The organism is Nitratidesulfovibrio termitidis HI1 (genome assembly GCF_000504305.1).
Lineage (GTDB): Bacteria > Desulfobacterota > Desulfovibrionia > Desulfovibrionales > Desulfovibrionaceae > Cupidesulfovibrio > Cupidesulfovibrio termitidis.
This window is the reverse complement of record NZ_KI632512.1, coordinates 1,053,471-1,067,149: the sequence shown is the minus strand read 5'-3', so window position 1 is coordinate 1,067,149 and position 13,679 is coordinate 1,053,471. Positions and strand designations below refer to the sequence as shown.

10 protein-coding genes and 1 pseudogene are annotated in these 13,679 nt (G+C 66.7%); 9 read left to right on the top strand and 2 right to left on the bottom strand.

Features of this window, described 5'->3' with window-relative positions:
* Positions 1 to 146 precede the first annotated feature (146 nt).
* Positions 147 to 521, bottom strand: a pseudogene (locus tag DESTE_RS04385) (succinate--CoA ligase subunit alpha); the annotation flags it as partial.
* Between the two features lie 231 nt (positions 522 to 752).
* Between DESTE_RS04385 and DESTE_RS04380 the strand changes: the two are divergent.
* The 6 genes from DESTE_RS04380 (at position 753) to glpK (ending at position 8,659) form a co-directional block, all read left to right on the top strand.
* Positions 753 to 1,292 carry a single-stranded DNA-binding protein gene (locus tag DESTE_RS04380; protein WP_035065416.1) on the top strand — a complete coding sequence of 180 codons (540 nt, stop codon included), beginning with the start codon at positions 753 to 755 and terminating at the stop codon, positions 1,290 to 1,292.
* A 495-nt stretch (positions 1,293 to 1,787) separates the two neighbouring features.
* Positions 1,788 to 2,759, top strand: coding sequence for a DUF362 domain-containing protein (locus DESTE_RS04370; protein ID WP_035065412.1), 972 nt, complete (start codon positions 1,788 to 1,790; stop codon positions 2,757 to 2,759).
* A 525-nt stretch (positions 2,760 to 3,284) separates the two neighbouring features.
* Positions 3,285 to 4,247, top strand: a complete 963-nt coding sequence (locus tag DESTE_RS04365) for a sugar-binding transcriptional regulator (RefSeq protein ID WP_035065409.1) — start codon at positions 3,285 to 3,287, stop codon at positions 4,245 to 4,247.
* Positions 4,244 to 5,872, top strand: a complete 1,629-nt coding sequence (locus DESTE_RS04360; protein ID WP_035065407.1) for a glycerol-3-phosphate dehydrogenase/oxidase — start codon at positions 4,244 to 4,246, stop codon at positions 5,870 to 5,872. Before DESTE_RS04365 ends, DESTE_RS04360 begins: the two co-directional genes overlap by 4 nt.
* 375 nt (positions 5,873 to 6,247) lie before the next feature.
* A complete protein-coding gene (locus DESTE_RS04355) occupies positions 6,248 to 7,006 on the top strand; it encodes an MIP/aquaporin family protein (RefSeq protein ID WP_035065404.1) in 759 nt (252 codons plus the stop codon).
* 159 nt (positions 7,007 to 7,165) lie between these two features.
* Positions 7,166 to 8,659, top strand: a complete 1,494-nt coding sequence (gene glpK / locus DESTE_RS04350; RefSeq protein ID WP_035065401.1) for a glycerol kinase GlpK — start codon at positions 7,166 to 7,168, stop codon at positions 8,657 to 8,659.
* Positions 8,660 to 9,158: 499 nt separating this feature from the next.
* Here glpK and DESTE_RS04345 read toward each other — a convergent pair whose 3' ends face one another.
* Positions 9,159 to 9,953 (bottom strand): AraC family transcriptional regulator, encoded by a 795-nt coding sequence (locus DESTE_RS04345; protein ID WP_051384311.1) that lies wholly within the window; start codon positions 9,951 to 9,953, stop codon positions 9,159 to 9,161.
* Positions 9,954 to 10,166: 213 nt separating this feature from the next.
* Between DESTE_RS04345 and DESTE_RS04340 the strand changes: the two genes are divergently transcribed.
* The 3 genes from DESTE_RS04340 (at position 10,167) to DESTE_RS04330 (ending at position 13,511) form a co-directional block, all read left to right on the top strand.
* The gene (locus DESTE_RS04340) at positions 10,167 to 11,255 is read left to right on the top strand and encodes a bile acid:sodium symporter family protein (RefSeq protein WP_035065396.1); all 1,089 of its coding nucleotides are present in this window, start codon (positions 10,167 to 10,169) and stop codon (positions 11,253 to 11,255) included.
* Between the two features lie 179 nt (positions 11,256 to 11,434).
* Positions 11,435 to 12,427 carry an AraC family transcriptional regulator gene (locus DESTE_RS04335; protein ID WP_245590724.1) on the top strand — a complete coding sequence of 331 codons (993 nt, stop codon included), beginning with the start codon at positions 11,435 to 11,437 and terminating at the stop codon, positions 12,425 to 12,427.
* Positions 12,399 to 13,511: a DMT family transporter gene (locus DESTE_RS04330; protein WP_245590723.1), complete on the top strand. Its 1,113-nt coding sequence runs from the start codon at positions 12,399 to 12,401 to the stop codon at positions 13,509 to 13,511. Before DESTE_RS04335 ends, DESTE_RS04330 begins: the two co-directional genes overlap by 29 nt.
* Positions 13,512 to 13,679 lie beyond the last annotated feature (168 nt).

The window sequence follows — 13,679 nt, the reverse complement described above, 5'->3', positions numbered from 1 at the left end:
GCAGACTGGCGGACTGACGCATCCCCCCACCCGCGAAAAAAATCGGGGGCCTGCCAACCTGCGGCAAGCCCCCGTGTGTTTTACCTATCCAACAACTTTCAGCGGTTCTGTCGCGCCCTGAAGGCCTACGCCCGGACAGTGCGTCATTACCGCCCCAGCGCGCGGGCCACCCGTTCCGGCAGGCTGGCCAGGTCGGGGCACACGGCAAAGCCCGCGTCGCGCATGGCCTGCAACTTGCCATCCACCCCGCCGGTGGCCTCGTCCAGAATGGCCCCGGCGTGGCCCATGCGGCGGCCCGGAGGGGCCGTGCGCGCGGCGATGAAGCCCAGCACCGGCTTGGCGAAGCCGGTGGCGGTTACCCAGCGGGCCAGGTCCTCTTCCGCCGTGCCGCCCACCTCGCCCAGCACCAGCACCGCCTCGGTGGCGTCGTAGTCGCGGATGCATTCGAACAGCGCAATGAAGTCGCTGCCGATGAACGAATCGCCCCCCACCCCGGCGCAGAACGACTGGCCGATCCCCGACCCCTTCCCCTCCCACAAACTTTTTGGTTGGGGTAGGGTATAGGCAGGGTAGAGCCGCAAGATTCATGCTGGTGTGCGGTCCCGCTCGGGCAGGGCAGGGGATGCCCAAGGCCTGCCTTCGCCGCGCATCACGGTTGCGACAAAACGCATCCCACGGTATCACCCCATAGGGGATGGCGTTCGCCGTCCCTCCCCCCGCAAGACAAAGCAGACCATCGCAAGGAAATACGCATGCTCAACAAGGTCATGATCATAGGACGTCTCGGCCGCGACCCCGAACTGCGCTACGCCCAGAACGGCACCCCCATCGCCAACCTGCGCATCGCCACCGACGAATCGTACACCGACCGCGACGGCAACAAGGTCGACCGCGTGGAGTGGCACACCGTGGTGGTCTTTCAGCGCGCGGCGGAAAACTGCGCCAACTACCTCGGCAAGGGCAGCCTTGTCTTTGTCGAAGGCAGCCTGCAAACCCGCAAGTGGCAGGACCAGAACGGCCAGGACCGCTACTCCACCGAAATCAAGGCCCAGCGCGTCCAGTTCCTTGACCGGCGCGGTGAAGGCGCGGGCGCCCAGCCCGCCGAAGGCGGCGGCGCACCCCGGCGGTCCTACCAACAGGGTCAGCAGCAGTCCGGTGGGCAGGGTGGCGGCCAGGGCGGGCAGGGCGGCCAGCGCCGTCAGGCCCCGCAGGGCGATCCCTACGGCGCGGACGAGGATCTCGGGCCGGCCTTCCCCTCCGAAGCCAGCGGCATGGACGACGTGCCGTTCTAGGCGCATCAGCACGAAATTGCACGCATGAAAGCGGGGCCGCCACGGTGGGCCTCGCTTTTTTCTTTTTCCGCTCGCGCGGGAAAGAGGGGACCTTCGGATGAGGGTTGCCGGTCCTTCTGGGGATGTCGGCATACCCTTCCGAATGTACGGGAAAGGAAACGAAAGGCCCGGTCATGGCGTGACCGGGCCTTTCTGCGTGTCCGGAAATGGTGCTTCCGAAAGCGACCGCTTCGTTTGTTCGAATTCCGCCAACGGGTTGCGGGCACCGGAATGCAGGGTTGCAGGCATGGGCGCGGGAACAGCTGCGCAGTATTGTGCAAGAAAAAGACAGAATCGGGTATATGTCACGGTCGACAGTGGAGGTAGATACGACAGAGAAGTCCCGTGTGCGGTGGGGGTGGAGGATGCATGCGTTTTCCACCCGGCCTTTTCAGCCCCGGCCCGGAGGCGCCATGTCCCTCACGGCCATCAACGTCTTCATAGCGGAGCAGTAACATGTCAAAGCCAGTGTCACGCCGTGATTTCCTGAAGGGTGGGGCCGTCGCTCTCGGTACCGTCGCCGTCGCGCGGACGTTGCGGACCGTGGACCCCGTGTTTGCCGCCCAGGAAGCGAAGGCCGAGGTTTTTTTCAGCAGGGACCTGAGCGCAGAGGGCCTGCGCAAGCTGTACGCCAGGGTAAATCAGGGGATTCGCGGCAAGGTCGCGGTCAAGGTGCATACCGGCGAGCCGAACGGCCCGAACATCATCCCCCGGGAATGGGTCCGGGCCTTGCTGCCCGATGTGCCCAACCCCACCATGGTGGAGTGCAATGTGCTGTACCCCAGCCCGCGCCAGACCACGGAAGGGCACAGGGAGACACTGGCCACGAACGGCTGGGATTTTTGCCCCGTGGATATCATGGATGCGGATGGCGACGTCAATCTGCCGGTTGCCGGGGGCAAGTGGATCAGCGAACTGGCAGTCGGCAGGAACATCACGCGGTACGACTCGATGGTGGTGTTGACCCATTTCAAGGGGCACACCATGGGCGGGTTCGGCGGTTCCTTGAAGAACATTGCCATCGGTTGCGCTTCCGGCAAGGTGGGCAAGGAGCAACTGCACAGGGAAGGCGCGGAACTGTGGTCCGGTGGGCCGAACTTCATGGAGCGCATGGTCGAGGGGGGCAAGGCCATCGTCGATCACTTCGGCCCCCGCATTACCTACATCAACGTGCTGCGCAACATGTCCGTGGACTGCGATTGCGCGGGCGTCTCCGCTGCCCCGGTGGTCACGCCGGACATCGGCATTCTTGCGTCGACGGATATCCTTGCCGTGGATCAGGCTTCGGTGGACATGGTGTACGCTCTCCCTGCGGTCGAGCGGCAGGCATTGGTGGAGCGCATTGAAAGCCGTAGCGGCCTGCACCAGCTTGCGCACATGAAAGCCTTGAAGATGGGAACGGCGGCATACGAAGTGATTCCTGTCTGACGTGGTTCGGGTATCACCCCCGTGCCCATGCACATGACGCCAGACCGTACCGTCGCGCGGTGATGCGCAACGGAACGCAGGCGGTTGACCGTCTGTACCGCTGTCGACCTGAGCCGTGCGCTCCGGTTCACCTGGCAGGGGCCGCCACAGGGCGGCCCCTGCGCATTTTCCAGCCCCGGCGGCTCCCAGGAGCCGCCGGTTTTTTGTGGGCCGTGCGCCAACGCTGTGGGTGCATTCAAAATCAGGAGTGAATGCTCTTGCGGGAAACTAGCGAATTGCGCGTCATAACTTTCTAGAAGCATGAGTGTTTGCTTTTTATGTCAAAAAAATATTGTGCGCCATTCCAAGTTTTTTGTTGCCATGACGCAGAAAAGTGACATATGTACGCTCTGTGAACAAAAGTGCCGGGCAGGCCGCGCGCCATGACGAAAGCCGGTGTTTCGCACCGCTTCCGGACCAGCAACAGGGAACGCGCGCAGGGTCTGCGGTACCACCTTCCGCCGCCGTGCGCGGCAGGAGACGCAGATGATGCACGACCCCATGGAGCGCGCGCTGCTCAGCCGCATAGCCTGGGCCTATTACGTCGAGGGCATGACCCAGTCCGACGTGGCCGACTGGCTGGGCATCAGCCGGGTGCGCGTCAACAGGCTGCTCCAGGTCTGCCGCGACGAAGGCTACGTGCAGATTCTGGTCAACGCAGACCGGGCCGTCTGCTACGAGCTCGAGCGCAGCATGGAGGCCGCCTTCGGCCTGCGCCGCGCCGTGGTCATACCCACCCCGCCTTCGCAGAAATCGCTCAATCGCAATCTTGGCCACGCCGCCGCCCAGTACCTTTCCGGGGTGTTGCGCGATGGTTCGTCGCTGGGCCTTGGCTGGGGCACCACCGTTGCCGCCGCCGCCACCGCCGTTCCGCGCAAGCCCGCCCAGGGTCTTACGGTGGTTTCGCTGTATGGCGGCCTGCCCTACAGCGTGGTGATCAATCCCTACGAAATAGTCGCCACTTTCGCGCGGCGCCTGTCCGCCTCGCAGACCTACTACATTGCCGCGCCCATGTTTGCCCCCAGCCCGGAATCGTGCCGCCTGCTGAAGTCGCAGGAGCTGTTCCGTTCCGTGTACGCGCGGGCGGTGCGGGTGGACGTGGCGCTTATCGGCATAGGCCAGCTTGCCCCCGACGCCACCAACGCGGTGCTCGGCGCCATAACCCAGGATGACGTGCGCTCGTTGCAGCGCACCACGGCCGTCGGCGAGGTGTTCGGCACCTTCGTCGACGCTTCCGGCGTGCCCGTCGAACACCCCATGAACGCCTGTTTCATGGGGCCCAGCCTCGACGAGGTGCGCTCCATACCAATGACCATCGCCGCCGCGGGCGGCGAGAACAAGACTGCGATCATAAGGGCGGCGCTTACCGGCGGCTTCGTCAATGTGCTGGTCACGGACGAAAGCACCGCGTTGCGCCTGCTCGATCGGGAACACGGAGGAGATGCATGAACAGGTCAGGGTTGCTGGAACGACTGAAGTCCGGTCGCGAATTCGATCTTCTGGTGATCGGCGGCGGGGCTACCGGTTGCGGCGTGGCCGTGGATGCGGCAACGCGCGGGCTGGACGTCGCGCTGGTCGATCGGGCCGACTTCGCGCAGGGCACCAGCAGCCGCAGCACCAAACTGGTGCACGGCGGGGTGCGCTACCTGGAAAAGGCGGTGCTGCAGTGCGACCGCGAACAGTTCGGCCTGGTGCGTGAAGGACTGCGCGAACGCGGCTTTCTGCTGGCCAACGCCCCCCATCTGGCCCACGCGGTGCGCCTGCTGACGCCCGTGCCCAGTTGGAAGGACGCGGGCTACATGTTTGCGGGGCTTACCCTGTACGACCTGCTGGCCGGGCGTCTTGGCCTTGGGCACAGCAAGTTCGTAAGCAAGCGGGCGGCGGAACGCATGTTCCCCACCCTGCGCATGGGCGACTACAAGGCCGCCGTCACCTACTGGGACGGCCAGTTCAACGACGCGCGCATGGCAGTGGCCCTGGCGCGCACCGCCAACGCCCACGGGGCCACCTGCTGCAACCACGTGGAAGTCACCCACCTGATCAAGGAAGGCGGGCGGCTGCGCGGTGCGGAACTGCGCGACATGCTTACCGGCGAAACGTGGACCCTGCGCGCCAGGGGCATCATCAACGCCACCGGTCCCCTGGCCGACACCGTGCGCCGCATGGACGACCCCGGCGCGGATGAAATCCTCAAGGTCAGCTCGGGCATCCACATCGTGCTCGAGGCGGGCTTCACCCCGCCGGACCTGTCGCTGATGATTCCCAAAACCGAAGACGGCCGCGTGCTGTTCATGATACCGTGGCAGAACCATGTGGTCTTCGGCACCACGGACGAGCACGCCAACCCCGAGCACGATCCCGTGCCCGACGTGGCCGACATCGACTACCTGCTGCGCTACGCCAGCAAGTACCTGTCGCGGCCCGTCACGCGGGGCGACGTGCGCGCGGTGTGGAGCGGGCTGCGGCCGCTGGTGTTCGCGCCTGGCAAGGGCAGCACCCAGGAACTGGCCCGCACCCACGTCATCGATGTCTCGCCCGCCGGGCTGCTGACCATCGCGGGCGGCAAGTGGACCAGCTACCGCATGATGGCCCAGGATACCGTGGACCGCGCCGACGTGGCCTTCGGCCTGAACCTGACGCGCCCCTGCGTGACCCGCCACCTGAAGGTCGTGGGCGCGCGCGGGTTCATCCCCGGCGGCCACACCGAAATCGCGCGCGAATACGGCGTGTCGGCGGAACTGGCCAAGGCGCTGCACGGCACCTATGGCGACGAAACAGGCCAGGTGCTGGCCATCGCCCGCGACGAGAACCTGGGCGACCGGGTGCACCCCGACCACCCGCACATCATGGCCGAAGTTGCCTTCATCGTGCGCAACGAACTGGCCATGAAGCTTGTGGACGTGCTGGTGCGCCGCCTGCCCATGGGGCTGCTGGATGTGGAGCACACGCTTCAGGCCGCGCCGGGCGTTGCCCGGGTCATGGCCGCCGAACTCGGCTGGGATGCAGCCCGGACCGACGCGGAACTGCAATACCTCGAAACGTATCTTTCGGGGTGGCGCGCGCCCAGGGATTAAGGTTTGCCACGCGGGGTGGGGAGGGCGTGGTCCCTGCCCGCCCCGCGATACGGAAGATGCGCGCGGCGCAAGGGTCGCCACGGGACAGTCACCGTGCCATGCCTGGCAGAACTTCCGGGCGGTTGCCCGGAACATGGCACGAGGCGGCCCGGCCCGCCGCGCAGGCGAGATTTGAACCGTCAACGGATTCACCGGGTTGGTGCAGACCCGGCGTGTCGCAAGGAGGGACGCAACTCCCAGGCCGCCTGACCCGCCCGACATCCGGCGTTACGGATGGACGTGGCGGGATGGGCACCCGCAAGGGTGCCGACCATCGCGCGGAGAACGCAGGGTACTCCGCGTATCCAAGAGAGGGTGTACCATCAGGAGGATTCTATGAAGGAACTTTCGCTGGGACGGGAAATGGTGTCCGAATTCATGGGCACCATGGTCCTTATCATCTTCGGCGCCGGCAACGTGGCCATGACCGTGCTTTTCGGCAAGAGCCTGAACATCACCTGGGACAACATCACCTTCGGCTGGGGTCTTGCCGTGCTGCTGGGCATCATGGCCGGCCTGCCCTCGGGCGCGCACATCAACCCCGCCGTCACCCTGGGGCTGGCGGCCACGGGTCGCTTCCCCTGGAAAAAGGTGCTGCCGTATTCCATCGCGCAGGTGGCGGGCGGCTTTGTCGGCGCGGCCATCGTGTTCGCCGACTTCCACGCCAAGTGGATCGGCGCCGACCCGCAACTGGCCAGCACCGCAGGCATCTTCTGCACCTTCCCGGCCATCACCACGTCCTACCTGCCCGGCTTCATCGACCAGATCATCGGCACGGCGGTGCTGCTGTTCGGCATTCTCGCCATCGGCGACTTCGCGGGAAAGAACAACATCGGCTGGATCGGCGGCATCCTGGTGGCGCTGCTGGTGGTGGCCATCGGCATGAGCCTTGGCGCCATGCACGGGTACGCCATCAACCCCGCGCGCGACTTCGGTCCGCGCTTCTTCGCCCTGGTGGCGGGCTTTACCCAGCCCAACCTGATGGAGCCCGGCATCGTGCTGGTGCCCATCGTCGGCCCGCTGATCGGCGGCCCGCTCGGCGCGTTCATCTACGATTGGACCACGGGCGCCGTGCACAAGGCCCAGTCCGCCTAGTGGTGGTGTAAACCGTCCTTTTTTGCGCATGCCAGGGCAATAGCCATGCATGTGGACAGGAAATCACGGTTTGCATTCGTTGCAAGTGTTCCCGACGGGCGGCCGGGACGCAACCCCGCCGCCCGTGCCGCAATACCCCAACCCAGGGAGTAGCACGACATGACCAAGTACGTTCTCGCACTTGACCAGGGCACCACCAGCTCTCGCGCCATCCTTTTCTCGCGCGAAGGCGACATCATCCAGATTTCGCAGAAGGAATTCACCCAGATCTACCCGCAGCCGGGCTGGGTGGAGCACAACGCCAACGAGATATTCGACACCGAATCGTGGGTCATGCGTGACTGCCTGAAGCAGGCGGGCATTGACGCCTCGCAGGTGGTCGCCGCGGGCATCACCAACCAGCGCGAAACCACGGTGGTCTGGGACAAGGCCAGCGGCGCGCCGGTGTACAACGCCATCGTGTGGCAGGACCGCCGCACGGCGGGCTTCTGCGACGAACTGAAGGCGCGTGACCTGGCCGACACCTTTCGCCAGAAGACCGGCCTTGTGCTTGACGCCTACTTCTCCGGCACCAAGGTGCGCTGGATCCTTGAAAACGTGCCCGGCGCCCGCGCCAAGGCCGAAAAGGGCGAACTGCTGTTCGGCACCATCGACACCTGGCTCATCTGGAACCTGACCAAGGGCAAGGTGCACGCCACCGACGAATCCAACGCCAGCCGTACCCTGATGTTCAACATCAACACCGGCCAGTGGGACGACGAACTGCTGGGCATTCTGGGCGTGCCGCGCTCCATGCTGCCCACGGTGACTCGCTCGTCCGAAGTGGTGGGCGACATCCATCCGGAATTCCTGGGCAAGGCCATTCCCATTGCCGGTAACGCGGGCGACCAGCAGGCCGCCACCTACGGCAACGCCTGCCTGAAGCCCGGCATGGCCAAGAACACCTACGGCACCGGCTGCTTCATGCTCATGAACACCGGCAAGGAAGTGCACGCCAGCAAGAACAACCTGCTGACCACCATGGCCTGGGCCACCCCTTCGGGGCGTTATTTCGCCCTGGAAGGCAGCGTGTTCATCGCCGGTGCGGTGGTGCAGTGGCTGCGCGATGGCCTTGGCATCATCAAGGCCGCGCCCGAAGTGGAACAGTTGGCCCTGAGCGTGCCGGACAACGGCGGCGTGTACCTGGTGCCCGCCTTCGCGGGCCTTGGCGCGCCCCATTGGGACCAGTACGCGCGCGGCGCCATGGTGGGCATTACCCGTGGCGCCACCAAGGCCCACATCGCCCGCGCCGCGCTGGAATCCATCGCCCTGCAAACCCTGGATATCATGGATTGCATGCAGAAGGACGCGGGCATCAAGCTGGCGGCCCTGCGGGCCGACGGCGGCGCAACCCGCAACAACCTGCTGATGCAGTTCCAGGCCGACGTGCTGGGCGTGCCGGTGGAACGCCCCAAGGTGACGGAAACCACGGCGCTGGGCGCGGCCTATCTGGCCGGTCTGGCCGTGGGCTTCTGGAAGAGCGAAGAGGAAATCGAGGCCATGTGGCAGCTCGACCGCCGCTTCGAACCCAACATGTCCGCCGAAACCCGCGAAAAGCTGGTGCACGACTGGCAGCGGGCGGTGGAGCGGGCCAAGGCCTGGGCGCAGGAATAGGGACCGTTTCCAAATTGTCTTTTCGCCCGTTGGCTTCCGACCCGAAGGGCGCGAAGCGTGGCCGTTGGGCGAGCTTGCGAGCCCTACGGACATCGTGCGCAACGAGGTCAAACGTCGCCTGCCATGGCTTTGCTGTCCTTATCCGTAAGACTCGCGCAACGCGCTCGCCTAACGGCTAAGGCTCGGTCGAATACGATAGGAGCGCGTTGCGGACGCCATCCGTAAGGCTCACAAGTTCGCCTAACGGCTGCCGCACTCCCTCATGGCAGGCTAGTTTTCCTCGCCAACGAACGAAAATCCTGCTTTAGAAACAGCCCCTGAAGACAAAGCCGCATAGGCACCACTGAATGATCGACGCCGGGAAGGGCAACCTTCCCGGCGTTTTTACGTTGTCGGGCAGAGGGGCAAAACTGTGACGCTGGCGAAGCGAACGTGGGGGACCTTGGATGACTGGGGCGATCGGGGTGGCTAGTGGCGGTGCGCGAATGAGGTCGCGCGGCTATTCCCGCGCCGTGTGGCTGAAGAATTCCCCCGGCGTGCGGCCCATCAACTGGCGGAAGGCGGCGATGAACGCAGAGGTGGAATCGTAGCCCATCTCCAGCGCCACGGCAGTGACCCCGCGTCCCCGTTCCAGTTCCGGCAGGGCGGCCAGCATGCGGGCCCGCTGGCGCCATTCGCGCAGTGAAAGGCCTGTCTCGGCCCGGAACAGCCGGGTCAGGGTCCGGTCGCTCATGCCTGCCCGTGCGGCCAGGCGCGGCAGGGAATGGTCCTCGCCGGGGGCGTCCAGCATGGCCTCGCACAGGGCGGCCAGCCGGGCATCTGCAGGCAGAGGCAGCGACAGCCCGGCCTCCGGCAGGGCCACCAGTTCGTCCAACAGCACTCCCACCAGCCGCCCGTGCGCGCCGTGCTCGTCATAGTTCCTGGGTAGTTGCGTGAAGGCAAGCACCAGTTCGCGGGCCAGCGGCGTCACTTCAACCACCCGGCAGCGGGTGGGCATGGCATCCCACAACGGGGCCAGTGCGGCGGGATCTATGTACATGCTGCGCTGCTCTGCCGGGCCGCTGGTCATCACCTCGTGCGGCAGTCCTGCCGGTATCCAGATGGCCCGCTGCGGCGGGGCCATGTGGCTGCCGTGGCGGGTGCGTATCTCCAGCACGCCGTGCACGGCATAGCTGAACTGTACCCAGTCATGGCTGTGCGGATGGGTCCACGACCCGGCGGACAGCGATTCCGCCCGGGCGAACACCGGGCGGGGCAGGGCGGCGATGTCGGGTATGGCGCGGGGGATGGTCATGCGGCGGTCCTTCGTCAGTCGTGGAACATCGGGTGCCGCGCGTATTCGGAAGAGCAGGGGGCGGCTGAGCGGGAGTGGAAAAACACTCTTTGGCGTATTCCCGACATATCTTGTCTCCGTGTCGATAGCAGGAAGGCGCGCGGGTGGCTAGATGTCTGGTGCGGGCGGCACACTGGCCGCCCACCGACCCCCAGACTTGATGGAGAGACGACCATGTTTGCAAAGTACGCACGACGGATGGCCAAGGACTGGTTTCTGGCCGGCATGCTGGGCGCCGTGGCCCTGGCCACGCTGCTGCCCGACCTTGGGGCCAGCGGCGGCACGCTGCACGCCGACATGCTGGGCAACGCCGGTATTTTCCTGATCTTTTTCTTTCACGGCGCGGGCATTTCGCCCGAAAGCATGCGCCACGGCATGTCCCGCTGGAAGTTGCACACCATGGTGCAGCTGACCACCTTCGTGGTGTTTCCGCTGCTGTGGTTCGGCTTTCGCTTCGCCTTCGACGACCTGGTCCCGGCGGACCTGATGCTGGGGTTCCTGTACCTGTGCGCGCTGCCGTCCACCATATCCTCTTCGGTGGCCATGACCGCCATCGCCCACGGCAACGTGCCGGGGGCCATCTTCAACGCCACCCTGTCCAGCCTGCTGGGCATCTTCCTGACGCCGGTGATCATCGCCCTGGCCGCCGGTGCGCAGGGCGGGGCCCTGTCGCTCACCGACGCCATGATCAACATCGCCGGGCTGCTGTTCCTGCCCTTCGTGCTGGGGCAGTTGGCCCGCCCCTGGCTGGGCAGCTTCATCGCCCGCCACAAGAAGAAGGTGAACACCTTCGACAAGGTGGCCATCCTGATTCTGGTGTACAACTCGTTCTGCGATTCCGTGCGGGGCGGCCTGTGGCGCGACCACGGCATGGACCTGCTGGCCCTGACCATCGGCGGTGCGGCCCTGTTCCTGCTGGTGGTGCTGGTGCTGAACACCGTGGTGGCCCGCGCGCTGGGCTTCGACAAGCCGGACGAAATCGCCGCCGTGTTCTGCGGGTCCAAGAAGACCCTGGCCTCCGGCGTGCCCATGGCCCGGCTGCTGTTCGGCGCGCACCCGGCGCTGGGGGTCATCGTGCTGCCCATCATGTTCTACCACCAGTTGCAGTTGTTCGTGTGCTCCATTCTGGCCGAACGCTACGCTCGGGGCATGCAGCAACATGGGCAACAACTGGAACGGGAAGGGCGTGGCGATTCGGCGGGGCAGGCGGAAGCGGCCACTCCCGCATCAGGTGCGGCCATGGAAGCTGCCAGCCGTTCGTAACATCTCTCTCCGCCTCATCCCCTTGCAGCCCCTCCGCGTGCCCGCACGCGGAGGGGCTTGCGTTTCCGAGCCGTCTGCCGCACAGGAGATGCATGTGCGCCTGTACCACCAGAACCGATACCTCGCCCGCGCCTCGCGCCCCGAAGGGTAATGCAGCCCCGAAGGACGATGTGTCCTGGATGGCCGCCTCGCGCCTGCCGGGGCTGGATCTGTTGCGGGCCCGCTATACGCGTCAGGTGTTCTCCCGGCATTTTCACGAGGGGTACGCACTGGGCGTCATAGAGGGGGGGGCCTTGCGTTTCCGCTATCTGGGGCGCGACCACGTGGCCGCCCGGGGCGCGGTGAACCTGGTGGCCCCCGGAGAAACGCACGACGGCCGTGGTGCGGGTGACGCTGGCGATGCGGGTTGGGCCTACCGGATGTTCTACCTCGACCCGGACATCGTGCGCATGGCCGGGGAAGAGGCGGGGCTGCCGCATGGCGCGTTGCCCGATTTCGCCAGCGGCGTCCTGGACGACCCGGAACTGGCGGCGGCCATCGACGCCCTGCACCGCGACATGGAACGCGCCGGGCCATGCATGCCCACACTGGCGCAGGAAATACGGCTTTCCGCCGTACTTGCCCGCTGGATAACCCGTCATGCGGCACAGCGCGCGCCCGCCGCCCGTGCGCTGCGTGCCGATGGGGAACCCGTGGCCGTGCGCCGCGCCCGCGACTATCTGGACGCCCACTGCGCCGACGACGTGCGGCTGGCGGACCTGGCCGGGGTGGCCTGCCTGAGCCCGTTCCATCTCGCCCGCGCCTTTGCCGCAGCCGTGGGGCTGCCCCCGCACGCCTATCTGGTGCAGGCGCGGGTGCGCCGGGCGCGTGGCCTGCTGGCCGCAGGAACCACGCCCGCCGAGGCAGCGGCAGCGGCAGGCTTTGCCGACCAGAGCCATCTTACCCGCGCCTTTCGGGCGCAGGTGGGCGTGACCCCGGCCAGATTCCGCAAGATGCTTCAAGACGCGCGCGGCACATGGGCCGTAGCCTTCGTGGAAAACAGGATTTCCACGGAGGATTCCCATGACCACGCACACACCGCGCCGGATGGCTGCGCAGGCGCAGACGCCTGCCGCCCATACAGAGATGGGGGAGATGCCAGAGATGGCGGAGGCAGCGCCCCTCGCCGTTGAGTTCACGTCCACGGGCGCGACGCCCTCCGCCACCCCGCCTTCCGCTGCGCCTGACGCCGCGGCGGCAGACACGCCAGGCTCGCTCCCGCAGCCCACGCCATCGTTCCCCGTCCTCGCAACCTCGCCCCGCGTCACCGTGCGCCCGCCGTTGCCCGCCGCCGGGGCGGCGCACGGTTCCGCATGGCGCGCGTATCTCGACCTCACCGCCGCCATGGTCATCGTGGGTTCGTCGGTGGCGGCGGCGCGCTTCGTTTCCCTGACGCTGCCGCCGCATCTGGTGCAGGAACTGCGCTTTCTGGTGGCCGCCTGCATCGCCGTGCCGCTGCTGTACCGGCGCGAAGGCGGCCTGCCGTGCCTGCCCCTGCGCGACTGGGGCGTGCTGTTCCTGCAGGCCGCCGCAGGTTCGCTGCTGTTCAACGTGCTGCTGCTGGCCGGGGTGGCCCGGCTGGATGCGGCGGCGGCGGGCGTGGTGACCAGCACGACCCCGGCGGTGATGGCGCTGGCCTCGCTGGTGCTGCTGCGCGAACGTCCCGGCGCGCGCACGCTGGCGGGTATCGCCTGCTGCGTGGCCGGGGTGCTGGTGCTGCGGCTGGCGCCTGTTCCCGGCGCGGCGGGCGGCGATGCGGCGGGTCTGGCTGTGTCGGGACTGGCGGCGTCGGGTGTTGACGGCATCGGCCTGCTGCTGGTGCTGGGCGCGGTGTGCTGCGAAACCCTGTTCCTGCTGTTGGGGCGCACCCTGCGCACGCCCGTCTCGCCGCTGGCCGCGTCCACGGCGTGCACGCTGTTCGGCGCGGTGCAGTTTTTGCCGCTGGCCCTGCCACAGGCGCACCGCGTGGCGGAACTGGACATCACCGGCTGGCTGCTGGTGGGGTACTATGGCGCGGTGATTACCGTGGCCGCATACATTTTCTGGTTTCGGGGCGTGGCCCGCGTGAACGCGGGAACGGCAGGGGCCTTTACCGCCGTGCTGCCGGTGAGCGCCCTTGGCTTTTCCGCACTGCTGCTGGGCGAGCCGGTGGGCTGGGCGCATCTGGCCGGGGTGGCCTGCGTGCTGTGCGGCATCTGGTGCGTGACCCGGCGCTGATGCGGGGGGACGGAGAACGGTGAAGGGCCGAGCCCCTCGGAATCGCCCTTCGCCGCCCTTTACCGTCCTTCGCCACTCGGCGTCGGGCGTCTTCCCCCGCGAGTGCCGCGACCATGCCGCGTTGCTCCCCCTGGCGGCCCGGCAGTGGCTCGCTGGTGGTCCGCCGGT